The organism is Halomonas sp. A020 (genome assembly GCF_027943625.1).
GTDB classification, from domain to species: domain Bacteria; phylum Pseudomonadota; class Gammaproteobacteria; order Pseudomonadales; family Halomonadaceae; genus Vreelandella; species Vreelandella piezotolerans.
Genome location: NZ_AP022850.1, coordinates 2,670,914 through 2,684,789, shown reverse-complemented (window position 1 = coordinate 2,684,789; position 13,876 = coordinate 2,670,914). Strand labels below are relative to the sequence as shown.

Annotated in this window: 14 protein-coding genes; 5 read left to right on the top strand and 9 right to left on the bottom strand. The window is 58.6% G+C overall.

The window, feature by feature from the left end:
• Positions 1 to 194: 194 nt before the first annotated feature.
• Positions 195 to 758, bottom strand: a complete 564-nt coding sequence (locus FRH_RS12520) for a TetR/AcrR family transcriptional regulator (protein WP_139525647.1) — start codon at positions 756 to 758, stop codon at positions 195 to 197.
• Positions 759 to 885: 127 nt separating this feature from the next.
• Here FRH_RS12520 and FRH_RS12515 point away from each other — a divergent pair, with 127 nt between their 5' ends.
• The 5 genes from FRH_RS12515 (at position 886) to FRH_RS12495 (ending at position 4,781) form a co-directional block, all read left to right on the top strand.
• Positions 886 to 2,073, top strand: coding sequence for an acetyl-CoA C-acyltransferase (locus FRH_RS12515; RefSeq protein ID WP_281996962.1), 1,188 nt, complete (start codon positions 886 to 888; stop codon positions 2,071 to 2,073).
• Between the two features lie 140 nt (positions 2,074 to 2,213).
• Positions 2,214 to 2,933: an arsenical resistance protein ArsH gene (arsH, locus tag FRH_RS12510; protein WP_281996961.1), complete on the top strand. Its 720-nt coding sequence runs from the start codon at positions 2,214 to 2,216 to the stop codon at positions 2,931 to 2,933.
• 13 nt (positions 2,934 to 2,946) lie between these two features.
• A complete protein-coding gene (gene arsB / locus FRH_RS12505; RefSeq protein ID WP_139525644.1) occupies positions 2,947 to 4,020 on the top strand; it encodes an ACR3 family arsenite efflux transporter in 1,074 nt (357 codons plus the stop codon).
• A 13-nt stretch (positions 4,021 to 4,033) separates the two neighbouring features.
• Positions 4,034 to 4,438, top strand: coding sequence for an arsenate reductase (glutaredoxin) (gene arsC / locus FRH_RS12500; RefSeq protein ID WP_016914320.1), 405 nt, complete (start codon positions 4,034 to 4,036; stop codon positions 4,436 to 4,438).
• Between the two features lie 28 nt (positions 4,439 to 4,466).
• Positions 4,467 to 4,781: a CC/Se motif family (seleno)protein gene (locus tag FRH_RS12495; RefSeq protein WP_139525643.1), complete on the top strand. Its 315-nt coding sequence runs from the start codon at positions 4,467 to 4,469 to the stop codon at positions 4,779 to 4,781.
• Here FRH_RS12495 and FRH_RS12490 read toward each other — a convergent pair.
• The 8 genes from FRH_RS12490 to FRH_RS12455 all read right to left on the bottom strand — a co-directional run bounded on the left by FRH_RS12490 (position 4,746) and on the right by FRH_RS12455 (position 13,873).
• On the bottom strand, positions 4,746 to 5,897 hold the full coding sequence (locus FRH_RS12490) for an MFS transporter (protein WP_139525642.1): 1,152 nt from the start codon (positions 5,895 to 5,897) through the stop codon (positions 4,746 to 4,748). The two genes, FRH_RS12495 and FRH_RS12490, sit on opposite strands and share 36 nt — an antisense overlap.
• Positions 5,894 to 7,117 (bottom strand): organoarsenical effux MFS transporter ArsJ, encoded by a 1,224-nt coding sequence (arsJ, locus tag FRH_RS12485; RefSeq protein ID WP_281996960.1) that lies wholly within the window; start codon positions 7,115 to 7,117, stop codon positions 5,894 to 5,896. Before arsJ ends, FRH_RS12490 begins: the two co-directional genes overlap by 4 nt.
• The gene (locus tag FRH_RS12480) at positions 7,110 to 8,141 is read right to left on the bottom strand and encodes an ArsJ-associated glyceraldehyde-3-phosphate dehydrogenase (protein WP_281996959.1); all 1,032 of its coding nucleotides are present in this window, start codon (positions 8,139 to 8,141) and stop codon (positions 7,110 to 7,112) included. The genes arsJ and FRH_RS12480 overlap by 8 nt, the downstream gene beginning before the upstream one ends.
• Positions 8,142 to 8,265: 124 nt before the next feature.
• A complete protein-coding gene (gene pstB / locus FRH_RS12475; protein ID WP_231125546.1) occupies positions 8,266 to 9,012 on the bottom strand; it encodes a phosphate ABC transporter ATP-binding protein PstB in 747 nt (248 codons plus the stop codon).
• Positions 9,013 to 9,102: 90 nt separating this feature from the next.
• A complete protein-coding gene (gene pstA, locus FRH_RS12470) occupies positions 9,103 to 10,461 on the bottom strand; it encodes a phosphate ABC transporter permease PstA (RefSeq protein WP_139525639.1) in 1,359 nt (452 codons plus the stop codon).
• A gap of 6 nt (positions 10,462 to 10,467) precedes the next feature.
• Positions 10,468 to 11,847 carry a phosphate ABC transporter permease subunit PstC gene (pstC, locus tag FRH_RS12465; protein ID WP_139525638.1) on the bottom strand — a complete coding sequence of 460 codons (1,380 nt, stop codon included), beginning with the start codon at positions 11,845 to 11,847 and terminating at the stop codon, positions 10,468 to 10,470.
• Between the two features lie 102 nt (positions 11,848 to 11,949).
• The gene (locus tag FRH_RS12460; protein WP_219863262.1) at positions 11,950 to 12,969 is read right to left on the bottom strand and encodes a substrate-binding domain-containing protein; all 1,020 of its coding nucleotides are present in this window, start codon (positions 12,967 to 12,969) and stop codon (positions 11,950 to 11,952) included.
• 166 nt (positions 12,970 to 13,135) lie between these two features.
• On the bottom strand, positions 13,136 to 13,873 hold the full coding sequence (locus tag FRH_RS12455) for a sulfite exporter TauE/SafE family protein (RefSeq protein ID WP_281998164.1): 738 nt from the start codon (positions 13,871 to 13,873) through the stop codon (positions 13,136 to 13,138).
• Between the last annotated feature and the right edge of the window lie 3 nt (positions 13,874 to 13,876).

The following is a 13,876-nucleotide window of genomic DNA, read 5'->3' as shown; positions in this document are numbered from 1 at the left end:
ACGGCTCTCTTATGTTGTTGGTCGTGAGCACTCAAGCAGGCAAAACTCCACGCGCTGTCAGCTTTATTATCAGTTTACGTTAACGGAAGCCTGCCAATAGACCAACGCTAAAAGTATTTCACCTATTGCGCAAGCCGCAAGCGCCGCAACAAGGTTAGACGTTGGTCGACCGAACAGAAGCCTCGCTGTTAGGCTCACCGCGATAGGATCATCGCCACCAGCTCGTCGGCAAGGTCGTCTGGCGTTCGAGGACCGTTGGGGTCATACCAACGGACAGTCCAGTTCAACGCTCCTAAGATGAAGCGGGAAACGAGAAAGCGGTCACCATGAATCAGCCCGGCCGCCAAGGCGTCATCGATCACCTCGACCCACAGAGCCTCGTAAGCATCCCGTAGATGACTCAAATGCGCGCTGGCAGCAGGGTCCAATCGCCGCCACTCGAACAGTGCGACGACATGAGCGTTACGGTCTGCAAACAGTGTTTCCAGATGAGCTCTTGCCATAGCATGTAGCCGTGCCTCTGCACCGTCGGGACAGGACTGAAGCGCAGCTTTCGCAATGGCAAGCGCATTTTGGGTACCCTCCTCGATCACCGCTGCCAGAATTTCTTGCTTATCTTTGAAGTGATGAAACAGGCTACCCGATTTAATGCCCATTTCCTGCGCCAACATGCGCACCGTGGTGCGATCAAAGCCTTCTTGGACGAATAGCTGAGCAGCTAAGCGCGTCAATTCCTTGCGGCGAGGAGATGCATTCATTACATTCATGTCATTTACACTAGCGCTTGCTTGGTTACTCAGGAGAAAACCACAGCCCCGCGAATGGGTCAACGCATCGCTAACTACTCAGCTCGATAATCACAAAAAAGCTATCAGGAGATAGGTCATGAGTCGCGCTACCGACGTCGTTTTTTTATCTGCCACCCGTACCCCGATGGGCGGCATGATGGGCAGCCTGTCTAGTATGAGTGCCCCTGAACTTGCCGCCGTTGCCATCCGCGCTGCCATCGAGCGCGCGGGCATTGAGGCCGCCGCCATTGAAGAGGGCATCCTGGGCTGCGTGCTGCCAGCGGGCGTCAAACAAGGCCCTGCGCGCCAAGCGATGCGCCAAGCGGGCATTCCCGATGCCAATGGTGCCACGACCATCAACAAACTCTGCGGCTCTGGCATGAAAGCGGCCATGTTGGCCCATGACCTGATCAAGGCGGGCAGTGGAGAAATAGTGCTGGCGGGCGGCATGGAATCCATGTCGAATGCCCCCCATGTGCTGACCAAAGCACGCGGCGGCTATCGTCTGGGCCACGGCGAGCTGAAGGACCACATGTTTCTCGATGGCCTGGAAGATGCCGAAACCGGAAAGCTGATGGGGGTCTTTGCGCAAGAGGTGGCCACCGAGCGTGGCTACACCCGAGAACGGCTGGACGATTTCGCGATTGCCTCGCTGGAACGGGCTATGGCCGCCACCAACCATGGCGACCTGGATGCGGAGATGGCGCCCGTCACCGTGACGACCCGCCAGGGTGAAACCGTGGTATGCCACGATGAGCAGCCCTTTCAGGCCAAACTGGACAAGATTCGCCAACTGCGCCCAGCGTTTGCAAAAGACGGCACCATTACCGCCGCCAATGCGAGTTCGATCTCCGACGGCGCCTCGGCGCTCATTTTATCGAGTCACGAGGCAGCACAGCGTCACGGTGTCAAACCGCTGGCCAGGATGCTGGGACATGCCACCCACTCGCGTCATCCCAGCGAATTTACCATCGCGCCGGTGGGAGCCATCGAGAAGCTGATGAAAAAGCTTGGCTGGGGCGTCAATGATATAGACCTGTTCGAAATCAACGAAGCCTTTGCGGTCGTCACGCTGATGGCCATGGATGATCTGGGCCTGCCACATGAAAAGGTCAACGTGTTTGGCGGCGCCTGTGCCCAGGGGCATCCCATCGGCTCTACCGGCTCACGCATCATTGCCACGCTGATTCATGCCTTGCGCCAGAAAGGGGGCAAACGCGGTATCGCCAGCTTGTGCATTGGTGGCGGTGAAGCAACCGCCGTGGCGGTCGAGCTGATCGACTGATTTACAACGCGCTTCATGGCGGTAGCGATGAAGCGCGTCTGGCCCAGGGCTGACAAGATGATCGGTGTTGCAACAAAAGATATATGAAAATTCATATATCAATGCCAAAATGAAGGACATCGTTTTTAACGGACCTTCACATGGCACACTTCGACACCTTACCCAATCTCGATCCTGCCCTGTTCAACATTCCCAGCCCGGAATCCCTGGGGTTAACGTGTAACGACCTTCCCTCGCCTAAAATACTGCTGCTGTATGGCTCGCTACGCAAACGCTCCTTCAGCCGACTGGTCGTCGAAGAAGCCGCGCGCCTGCTCGAAGCCATGGGGGCTCAAACACGTATCTATGACCCCAGCGGACTGCCTCTCCCCGATGCCGAGGATGCCAGCCATCCCAAAGTGGAAGAGCTGCGCACGCTGGCCCAGTGGGCGGAAGGCATGGTCTGGTGCTCCCCCGAACGACATGGCGCCATGACCGGCATCATGAAGGCACAGATCGACTGGATTCCTCTGGCACTGGGGGGTGTCAGGCCCACCCAAGGCAAGACACTGGCGGTCATGCAGGTGTGTGGCGGATCCCAGTCGTTCAATACGGTGAATCAGCTGCGTATTCTGGGTCGCTGGATGCGGATGCTGACCATTCCCAACCAATCCTCGGTGCCCAAGGCCTTCATGGAGTTCGATGACGACGACCGCATGAAACCCTCCCCTTTCTATGACCGCATCGTGGACGTCATGGAAGAGCTGATGAAATTCACGCTGCTGACCCGAGAGCGCAGCGACCTGCTGACCGACCGCTATTCCGAGCGTAAGGAGAGTGCCGAAGAGCTCTCCCGACGGGTCAACCAGCGCGCCATTTGAACGAGGAGTGAACATGACACAGCCACAGCCAGCCACCCCCAGCAGCGCCGACATGGGACTTTTCGAGCGCTATTTGTCGCTCTGGGTGGCCATTGCCATCATGGTCGGTATCGCCGTGGGTCAATGGGCGCCCCAGGTACCGGAAACCCTGGCGCGCTTTGAATATGCTCAGGTGTCGCTGCCCATCGCCGTGCTGATCTGGGCGATGATTTTCCCGATGATGGCCCAAATCGACTTCAGCGCGGTCGCCGGTGTGCGCCGTCAGCCCAAGGGGCTGACCATCACCACCACCGTCAACTGGCTGATCAAGCCATTCACCATGTTCGCGCTGGCCTGGCTCTTCTTCATGGTGATTTTCCGCCCGTTCATCCCTGAAGCGCTGGCCAACCAGTATCTGGCCGGGGCGATTCTGCTGGGGGCCGCCCCCTGCACGGCCATGGTGTTCGTATGGAGCTACCTGACACGGGGCGACGCGGCTTACACCCTGGTACAGGTAGCGCTGAATGATCTGATCATGCTGTTTGCCTTTGCCCCCATCGTGGTTCTGCTGTTGGGCATCTCGAACATCCAGGTCCCGTGGAACACGGTGCTGCTCTCGGTCGTGCTCTACATCGTCATTCCCCTGGCCGCTGGCTATGTCACTCGCAAAGCGCTGATGGCCAGAAAAGGCGCCGAATGGTACGACAAGGTGTTCATGAAACGCCTGGCCCCGGTCACCCCCATGGGCCTGATCGTCACGCTGGTCTTACTGTTTGCTTTTCAAGGCGATGTCATCCTGAGCAATCCGCTGCATATCGTGCTGATTGCCGTTCCGCTGATCATTCAGACCTTTCTTATTTTCTTCATCGCCTATGGTTGGGCCAAGGCGTGGCGCGTACCGCATAATATCGCCGCGCCGGGGGCGATGATTGGTGCCAGCAATTTTTTTGAACTCGCCGTGGCCGCCGCCATCGCGCTGTTTGGCCTGCAGTCTGGAGCAGCCCTGGTCACGGTGGTCGGCGTGCTGGTAGAAGTCCCGCTCATGCTGGCCCTGGTGCGTATCGCCAATAAGACGCGCGCGCATTTTCCTGCAGCCCAACCCTCCTGATGAGGACCCCGCCATGATCGTGATCTATCACAACCCTGCGTGTGGCACGTCGCGCAATACGCTGGCCATGATCGAAGCATCGGGAGAAATACCGCAGGTGATCCACTACCTGGAAACGCCGCCCAGCCGAGAGCGGCTGTTGGCACTGCTGGCCATGATGCAGCTGCCCCCCAGGGCGCTCTTGCGCCAGAAAGGGACGCCTTATGATGAACTGCAGCTCGACGATCCAACGTTGAGCGATGACCAGCTCATCGACGCCATGATGGCTCACCCGCTGCTCATCAACCGGCCCATCGTCAGTACGCCCAAGGGCACGCGATTATGCCGCCCATCCGAGCAGGTATTGGCGCTCCTGGACCACCCTGTTGCACAATTTACCAAGGAAGACGGAGAGACCGTCTACTATCCCCCCACCTAACGGCCCGGCATGGGCAGCCAGGAGCGTCATGCGTCAAGTCATCGAGATGGAGCACCCTGCCGTGGCATTCATCCAGCAGCATGGAGGCGTGGTGACGGTACGCCGTTCACCACGTCATGGCTGCTGTGGCGGGACGGCACATATCGCCGTGGCAGAGCTGGGCGCGCCAAGCGATACATCGGCCTTCGAATATCATCAGTTGCCAGAGGCCGGCCTCTGGATAGAGCCGTCCCTTGCCTGGCAAGACCTGCGATTACGGGTGGAAGGATGGTGGAAATTCAGGCGGCTGTTCCTGGATGACGCCCCGTTAACGCCGAGGAGCCGGGATACTCAACAGCGCTAGCGTGGCTGCCAGCATGAGCAGCGACGTCAGCCATAACGCGGCTGCGCCCCACTGGTCGATCAGCAGCCCAAACAGCAGCGGCGCCAGAGCCTGCAAGGCCCGAGCGGGCATCATGATGAGCCCCTGCCTGCGCCCAAACCCCTGCGGGCCAAACAGTGCCAGGGGCAGCGTCCCCGAGGCAATCGTCATCATGCCGTTACCCGCCCCATGCAGCAACGCAAACCCGGCGGCCGGCATGCCGAAAAACGTCAGCAACCCGGCGCCCACGGGATGCAGCGTGGTAGCTATCCTGCCTGCGAACAAGGGGTGAAACCGGCGCAGCAAAACGAACTCCCCCATGCGCGCCGCTACTTGCGCAGGCCCCACCAGAGCAGCCGCTGCAATCGCCACCGACAGAGAAACGCCACTCTCCTGCAGCAGCCTGGGAAGGTGGGCGGCCATGGCCGTGGAGACGAACCAGCCCGCCGCGAACACGTACGCCAGCAGCAGCAGGGTAAAACGCGGGCGTTCAGGCGCCCCAGACGCAGGGCTCGACGCGCTGGAGAGCGCTCGCTCGGCCTTGGGCAAGCGAGCGTTCAAGGGCATTCCCAACACGACATGGGCCAGCGCCCAGCTGGCGCAGGCAGCACGCCAGCCCCACTCGCTCTCGATGAAGGCAGTGATGGGCCAGCCAAGAGTACTGGCAAATCCTGCCACCAGGGTCACGCCGGTAATCGATGCCCTGGCGTGACTCCCCAGCAGCCGCCCCAGCGTAGCAAAGGCCGCATCGTAAAGACCCAGCGCCATGCCCACGCCCATCAGCAGCCATGCCAGCACCAGTGTCACCGCCCCTTGCGCCAACGCCAGTGCCAACAAGCCCACCGCCATGATGGCGTTCGAGGCCATCAGCACACCGCGCCCGCCCTGGCGATCGATCAGACGCCCGACGCTGGGTCCCAACATGGCGACCAGCAGCAACGCAGCCGAGAAGGCGCCAAATACCCAGCGAGTGGACAGCCCCAATTCCAGCGCCATGGGCCCCGCCAGAATGGCGGGCAGATAGTAGCTGGATGCCCAGGCAAGGGTCTGGGCACTCCCCAGGGTGAGCGTCAGACCAGCGCCAGGCGAACGAATCACGCCACCTGCCTGGGCAGCGCCAGTGCCATGAGCGCGCTGGCAGCCACCAGCGCCGCCGCCACCCACAGGCACGCACTCAAACCATAGGCCATGTAGAGCCACCCCGAGAGCAGCGTGCCGACCAGGCGGCCCATGGCGTTGGCCATGTAGTAGAAGCCTACGTCCATGGACACGCCATCGGCACGGGCGTAGTGGACGATCAGATAGCTGTGCCAGCTGGAGTTGACGGCAAACAGCACGCCAAAGGCCAGCAGCCCCACCACCAACCACCCCACTTGAGCCAGAGGCAACAGTGCCAGCAGAATGGCGAGCACGGCAAGCGCGGCTGCCCAGCCAGCCGTGAGCATACGAGCATCTCCATGGAACAGTGCGGTGAGCCTGGGCGCCTGGGTCTGCACGCCGCCGTAACCAATGATCCAGGCAGCCAACAGCCCACCCACGGTCCAGTGGCTCCAGCCATGCTGATCATAAAGGAAGACCGGCAAGGCCACGACAAACCACACGTCTCGAGAGGCAAACAAGCAGAAGCGTGCCGCCGAAAGCACATTGATGGCGCGGGACTTGGAGAAAATCTCGGAAAACTTTGGCTTGACCTTCTGTTTGCCGAGATCAGCCTTCAACCGCCACAGCGACAGCCCCAGCACGGCACCCAGCATCAGCGCCATGGCCACCACCGCGCCGCGAAAGCCGATCAGCGTCAGCAGCACGCCGCCCACAAAAAAGCCCAGCCCTTTCAGGGCATTTTTGGAGCCGGTCAACATCGCTACCCAGCGGTACAGGGCGCTGTTGGCATTGGCACTATCTGCAGGCACCAGCACTTTCACCGCACTTTTGGCGCTCATCTTGTTCAAGTCTTTGGCAATACCCGACAGCGCCTGGGCCGTCATGACCCAAACGACGGTGAGCATCCCGGCAGGCACCATAAGCATGGCAAGCGCCACAATCTGCAGCCCTAGCCCCACGTTCATGGTGCGATTGAGCCCCAACCGCGCACCCAACCAGCCACCCACCAGATTGGTCACCACCCCAAACGCTTCGTAGAACAGAAACAGCATGGCGATTTGCAGCGGCGAGTAACCCAACTGGTGGAAGTACATCACCACCAGCATCCGCAGGGCCCCATCGGTGATGGTAAACGCCCAGTAGTTGCCCGTGATCAGCATGTACTGGCGCACGTCGAAAGGCAGTGCGCCGATGCGTGCCCTGAGCGACTCAGCCACGGCGCGCCTGCTCCTTGCCCACCATCCAGGCAAGCTCAGCGGTGCGGTTGGCATAGCCCCACTCGTTGTCGTACCAGGCGTAGAGCTTCAACTGCGTACCATTCACCACCATGGTCGAGAGTGCATCGATGATCGAGCTGCGTGGGTCAGTGCGATAGTCGATGGACACCAGCGGCCGCTCCTCGTAACCCAGAATCCCCTTCAAGGGCCCCTCTGCGGCCATCTTGAGCGCCTGATTGACCTCCTCGACGGTTACCTCGCGCTCGAGCTCGAATATCATATCGGTCAACGAGGCATTGGCCAGCGGCACGCGAATCGCATGGCCGTTCAGCTTGCCGGTCAGCTCAGGAAAGATGGCCGTGATCGCCTTGGCCGAACCGGTGGTGGTGGGAATCAGGCTCATGCCGCAGGCGCGCGCCCGGCGTAGGTCCTTGTGCGGTGCGTCCAGAATCGTCTGGGTATTGGTAATGTCATGCACCGTGGTCATGGAACCATGACGGATGCCGAACGTTTCTAGAATGACCTTGACCACGGGGGCCAGACAGTTGGTGGTGCAGCTGGCCGCGGTGACGATGCGGTGCGTAGCGGGTTCGAACAGATGATCGTTGACACCCACCACTACGTTGAGCACGCCCTCCTCCTTGACCGGCGCACTCACCACCACACGATCGACCCCCTGATCCAGGTAGGCCTGCAGCTTCTCCGTGGTTTTCATTTTGCCGGAGCATTCGATCACCACATCGCACCCGGACCAATCACCTTCGGCAATCGTCTTGTGGGCGCTAAAGGCGATAGTACGGCCATCGATGGTGATCGCCTCTGGGGCGGCGTCGATGCCCTGCCCCGGCGCCCACTGACCATGTACCGAGTCAAACTCCAGCAAATGGGCAAACGTCGCCGCATCGCCGCCTGGGTCGTTGATGCACACCAATGTTACCTCGTCGGCAGCGGCTCGCGCCCACAGACTGCGCAGTGCCAAACGACCAATACGGCCAAATCCGTTGATACCAATGCGTAGTGACATGCTGAACCTCCAGAGCAAAGCGAGCTAGATATATGAAAAATCATATATTAAAGATCAAAAAAAAGCAGTGTTCTATCGCGCAGGCGACAAGCCGCCTGCGCGATAGGGAGTGAGCGGCGCTACATCATCCGAAGCGCCCCGTGATGTAGTCGTGGGTACGCTGGTCTTGCGGATTAGTGAAGATCTCGTCGGTGCTATCGACCTCCACCAAGTCACCCATGTGGAAGAACGCAGTGCGATCCGCCACGCGTGCCGCCTGCTGCATGTTGTGCGTCACCATGACGATGGTGTAGCTCTCGCTGAGTTCATCGATCAGTTGCTCGACCTTGGCTGTCGCGATGGGGTCCAGGGCCGAACAGGGTTCGTCCATCAAAATGACGTCCGGGCTAACGGCCACGGTACGGGCAATGCACAGGCGCTGTTGTTGCCCCCCCGATAAACCGGTCCCCGGCTGATCGAGGCGATCTTTCACTTCGTCCCAGAGGCCTGCACGGCGTAAGCTACTTTCGACGATGTCATCCAACTCCGCCTTGCGTTTTGCCAGCCCGTGCAAACGCGGACCATAGGCGATATTTTCATAAATCGATTTGGGGAACGGGTTAGGCTTTTGAAACACGATACCTACTTGAGCGCGTAGCAACACGACATCGCGATCCGGCGCATAGATGTCCTTGTCATCCAGGGTGATCTTGCCCTCCACCCGACAGATGTCGATGGTATCGTTCATACGGTTCAAACAGCGCAGAAAGGTAGACTTACCGCAGCCAGAAGGCCCGATGAACGCCAACACCTCGTTTTCGTATACGTCCAAGTCGATGCCGTTGATCGCTTGGCTGGCACCGTAAAAGACCTTGACGTTCTGGGCGCTCATCTTGACCGTGTCAGTGGCTTTACTGGTGCGGCTCTCGCCAGCGCCTACGCTCACCATAGGGGATGTCTTTGGCTCTGTTGAAGTATTCACTTACCACCTCGTCTCGAATTTTTTACGCAGCCAGATTGCCAGTGCATTCAGGCTCAGCATCAACCCCAGCAGTACAATGATGGCCGCTGACGTACGCGCTTCGAAGAAATTACGTAGCTCGTTACCCTGCCATAGATAGATTTGCACGGGTAGCGCAGCAGACTGGTCCAACGGCGTAGCAGGCACGTTGGATACGAATGCATTCATGCCGATCAACAGCAGCGGCGCCGTCTCACCCAGCGCCTGGGCAACGCCCAGAATGGAACCCGTTAGAATACCGGGCAGCGCCAAAGGCAGCACATGATGGAAAACGGTCTGCACTCTCGACGCTCCAATTCCCAAGGCCGCCTGGCGTATGGAGGGAGGAATAGAGCGCAGCGACGCCCGAGTCGCGATAATGATGGTCGGCAAGGTCATCAGCGTCAGCACTAGGCCACCCACCAGCGGGGCTGATAGCGGCAAGCCCAGATAGCCAATGAAGATGGAGGCCCCCAGCAAGCCAAACACGATGGAGGGCACTGCCGCCAAGTTATTGATATTGATCTCGACGAGATCGGTCAGCCGGTTCTTGGGAGCGAACTCTTCGAGGTAGATGGCGCTAGCCACACCAATCGGTACCGATAGCACGATCACGATCAGCATCATGAACAGCGACCCCATAAACGCGCCTGCCAGGCCTGCCGACGCAGGCGAGCTGCGCGAGTCCGTATTGAGGAACAACGAGGTGCTGAAAGAGTTACGAATGACATTTTCATCGTAAAGACGATCCGCCCACTCGCGCGTTTGAGCGCTTAGCTGCTGGCGTGAATCCGGCAGGGAGCGGTCGATATTGCCTTTTATCCAGACATCGACATCCGCAGCGGCCAGCATTTTAACTTCGACGGTCTGACCCAATAGGGAAGGATTCTCGACGAATTGATCGCGCAGGGAAAAACGCTCATCCGACGCGACTAATGCACGTAAGTCGCGCAGTTGGCGTGGCTCGACCTCGACACCTAACGCCTCTTCCATGGCGCGGTCGATCAGCGACTGCCAATTTACCATTCCCGCTTGAATCAACCACTGTGTGTAGCGCTCATCGAAGGCCGCCTGGCTTTCACCACTGGCACGCTCGGGCTTCTCGTCAAGTTGAATCACTTCAGGATCGAAGTAAATTTCTGGATACAGAGTTGACTGCCAGAATGCCGGCACACCGCGCATCAAAATACTGATGAACAGAATGGTGACAAGCGTGAGGCCAATCACTACCGCGGCCAAACCCGCAAAGCGGAAACGCTTTTCTTGACGATGACGTCTTGCCAGCGAATTTTCGATCGTTGTCAGACGGTGCTGACGGCGCTGCTCAATCGTAATAGACATGGTCGCTTACTCGTATTGCTGGCGGTATTTACGCACCACAACCAGTGCGATGACATTCAGGCCAAGGGTAATGACGAACAGCGTCAGCCCCAGAGCAAAAGCCACCAGCGACTGCGGGCTGGCAAAGTCCATATCCCCTGTCAGCTGGTTGACGATGGTCACCGTAATGGTCGACACCGCTTCGAACGGATTGCCGTGAAGCACCGGATTATTACCAGCCGCCAATACCACGATCATGGTTTCACCAATGGCGCGGCTGGCGGCCAACAAAAACGCACCGACGATACCTGGAAGCGCAGCAGGCAACACTACTTGGCGAATCGTTTCGGACTTCGTTGCACCCAACCCTAGCGCACCATCGCGCAACGACTTAGGCACTTGGGTAATGATGTCGTCTGACAAGGACGAGACGAATGGAATGATCATGATGCCCATCACCAAACCCGCCGTCAGTGCACTGGTGGTGCGAATGTTGATGCCCACCACATCCCCAAGGCTAGACAAAAACGGACCGATGACGATCAACGCGAAAAAACCGTAAACGATCGTGGGAATACCCGCCAGCACTTCGATGATCGGCTTGGCCACACTACGCAGCCAAGGGGGAGCGTACTCGGCCATGTAAATCGCCGTCATCAGGCCCACAGGGATGGCCACCAACAAAGCAATGATACTCACCATCATGGTGCCCCATAGCAGAGGCAGTAAACCAAATTCGCCTTGCGCATCGGTGCCCGAGGTACTGAAGCGAGGATTCCAGGTCGTTCCAAAGAAGAACTCTGCTGGACTGATGAAGCTAAAGAACTTCAGCGCTTCGCCCAGCATCGATAGCACGATGCCCACGGTGGTGAAAATCGCAATGGCCGAGCAAGAAGCCAGCGCAATAGAGATCACTTTTTCGACATGGTTACGTGCACGCCATTGGGGGGAAACGCGACGGCGAGCAAGCACCAGCCCCACCACCGCCACAACGGCCATCAGTGCGATCAGGGTCGTGTTCTGAAAGGTCTGCAAGCGAGCCATGTGAGCGGCCGCCGCTAATTCTTCGGGGCTTCCGCCACCCGCCACATTTCGCTCGTTGGCTAGCGCAGTAATGCGCCGTAACAAGGTAGCCATTTCACGTTCGTTCATACCCGCCACTAGCTCGGGGGGCAGTTGTTGAACGACCAGCATATCCATCAATTGTGGCGCCAGCAGCGACCACAATATAAACAGCGCAAGCGCTGGCAACCCGCACCAAAGGGCCACCAACGCTCCATAATAACCGGGGCGCGAATGCATCCGCACATCGTGCTCTGCCGCAACCGCGCGACTACGTGTTAACCCTAAGTGGTAAGCCAAGGCCATTATCACGAGTAGCGTGGCTATCAAGGCAATGTTACTCATTCTCTCTCCGCCCATGATTTCCTACGTTCAAGCGCCAGCATCATTTTCATGATGCTGGCGCAATACCTACCTACACATCGCTATCAAGCGACAAGGGCAGTCTTACTCTTCTACGCTTACCACGGTACGGGCCTGGAACTCAGCCAGTGCTTCAGCACGCTCTTCTTCGCTCATCGGAATGAGACCAGCGTCTTCCAGCGGGCTGCCATAGCCAGAGATCATGTCATTCAAGAAGAACTCGGTATACTCGGCCAAGCCAGGAATAACGTCCAGGTGCTCACCCTTGACGTAGAAGAACAACGGACGAGAGACGGGATACTCGCCCGAACCGATGGTTTCCAGGCTCGGGGTTACGCCATCTACCGTGGCCACTTGCAAGCGATCACGGTTTTGATCGTAGAAGCTCAGACCAAATACGCCAACGGCATCAGCCTGGGCATCCAAGCGGGCCAGAGTTTCGGTGTAATCGCCAGCAATCTCGACGATACGGCCATCGCCACGCAGCGCATTACACGCATCGCCTTCTACGTTGGCGTCGCTTTCACAACCAGCGTGCACGACTTTCTCTTCGAACACTTCACGGGTGCCGTGGTTGGAAGCCGGAATGACCAACACGATCTCCTGATCGGGTAGGCTGCTGTCGATTTCGTTCCAGCGAGTGTAGGGGTTGTCGACCAACTCACCCTCGTGGGTAACTTGTGCGGCAGCGGCTTTGAACACGTGCTCAGGCGTTAACGCGAACTCTCCACGGTCGATACGAGAAGCAAACACGATACCATCATAGCCGAACATCACTTCGAGAATTTCGTTGACGCCATTTTCGTTACAGCTGGCCACTTCGCCGCTGCGAATGGCGCGAGAAGCGTTGGCGATGTCAATGGTGTTTTCGCCAACGCCCTGGCAGAACTGACGCAAACCGCCACCGGAGCCGCCAGAACCGACGACCGGCGTGTTGAACTGGGGATAGGTGTTACCAAACTCTTCGGCAACGATACTGGCAAACGGAAGTACAGTGGAAGAACCGGCAATCTGCACCGTGTCACGAGCTACGGCGGCAGTCGATACGCCGGTAGCGAGTGCGGCAGCAACAACAACACCAAGTGTCTTTTTCGTTACTTTCATCGTCATGTCCCCTCTGGTTTCATGCCTGGGCTGCTTGAATTAACCCGTTCGGCAATGTTGGCGATTGGCCTTTCACACCGAGGAGTTTGCACAGTGACGATTGCAGAAATATGACAGTGGTAATTTTTTTAGCAAGGAATGTTAACGAAGCGTTGGCCCAAGGACTTCAAAGCAGCAGCCCCAGTGCTGCTAGCGTGCATAGTGCCAATGAACAGCGCTGCAGCAGCACTTTATCCAGCCGGTGGGCCACTGCATCGGCCAACGCATTGCCGACCAATACGGCAGGCAAAAACGTCAGTGCCAGCTTGAAATGCCATGCGCTGAGCTGCCCCGCCAGCGCCAGCGTCGCCAGAGTCAACAGCGAGGTGATGACGAAAAAGGCCGCCAAATTACCGCGCATTCGATCGGGCGAAAAGCCGTGCATCAATAGCACGATGGGCGGCCCACCAATCGCCGCCACGGTGCCGAAGATGCCCGACAGCACACCGGCCACGAACAGCGTGACGCGATTCACCGGCACATGAAAACGGCACAGCGTGACACCGACCGCAAACAGCACGATGGCGGCAATCAGCGCTTCCAGCACGGCCATGGGCGCCGCCAGCAGCAGCCAGATGCCCAGCCCATTACCCGGCAGCCGCCCCACCAGTGCCACGCCGATCTCGCTCAGATGCACTTCGTGCCAATAGCGACGTACCATCATTAGCGATACCGTAAAACCAAACAGCACCAGTACGACAGGCACCAACCGAGGCTCCAGCATCAGCAGCAGCGGCGCCCCAACGACGGCAAGGCCAAACCCCGTCGCACGCTGTACGAAGGCACCTAGTAGCAGCACCCCGGCACAGGCAAGCCACCTATCCAGTGAAAGTCCTAGCGAGAGCTCCAACCCTTCCAATACCATCAC

What these genes read in the sequence shown, in the direction of transcription:
- FRH_RS12515 (WP_281996962.1), top strand. Translation starts at nt 886, where the DNA reads ATGAGTCGCGCTACCGACGTCGTTTTTTTATCTGCCACCCGTACCCCG.
- FRH_RS12455 (WP_281998164.1), bottom strand. Translation starts at nt 13,873, where the DNA reads ATGGTATTGGAAGGGTTGGAGCTCTCGCTAGGACTTTCACTGGATAGG.
- pstC (WP_139525638.1), bottom strand. Translation starts at nt 11,847, where the DNA reads ATGAGTAACATTGCCTTGATAGCCACGCTACTCGTGATAATGGCCTTG.
- pstA (WP_139525639.1), bottom strand. Translation starts at nt 10,461, where the DNA reads ATGTCTATTACGATTGAGCAGCGCCGTCAGCACCGTCTGACAACGATC.
- arsH (WP_281996961.1), top strand. Translation starts at nt 2,214, where the DNA reads ATGGCACACTTCGACACCTTACCCAATCTCGATCCTGCCCTGTTCAAC.
- arsB (WP_139525644.1), top strand. Translation starts at nt 2,947, where the DNA reads ATGACACAGCCACAGCCAGCCACCCCCAGCAGCGCCGACATGGGACTT.
- FRH_RS12460 (WP_219863262.1), bottom strand. Translation starts at nt 12,969, where the DNA reads ATGAAAGTAACGAAAAAGACACTTGGTGTTGTTGTTGCTGCCGCACTC.
- FRH_RS12520 (WP_139525647.1), bottom strand. Translation starts at nt 758, where the DNA reads ATGAATGCATCTCCTCGCCGCAAGGAATTGACGCGCTTAGCTGCTCAG.
- FRH_RS12480 (WP_281996959.1), bottom strand. Translation starts at nt 8,141, where the DNA reads ATGTCACTACGCATTGGTATCAACGGATTTGGCCGTATTGGTCGTTTG.
- pstB (WP_231125546.1), bottom strand. Translation starts at nt 9,012, where the DNA reads ATGAGCGCCCAGAACGTCAAGGTCTTTTACGGTGCCAGCCAAGCGATC.
- FRH_RS12495 (WP_139525643.1), top strand. Translation starts at nt 4,467, where the DNA reads ATGCGTCAAGTCATCGAGATGGAGCACCCTGCCGTGGCATTCATCCAG.
- arsC (WP_016914320.1), top strand. Translation starts at nt 4,034, where the DNA reads ATGATCGTGATCTATCACAACCCTGCGTGTGGCACGTCGCGCAATACG.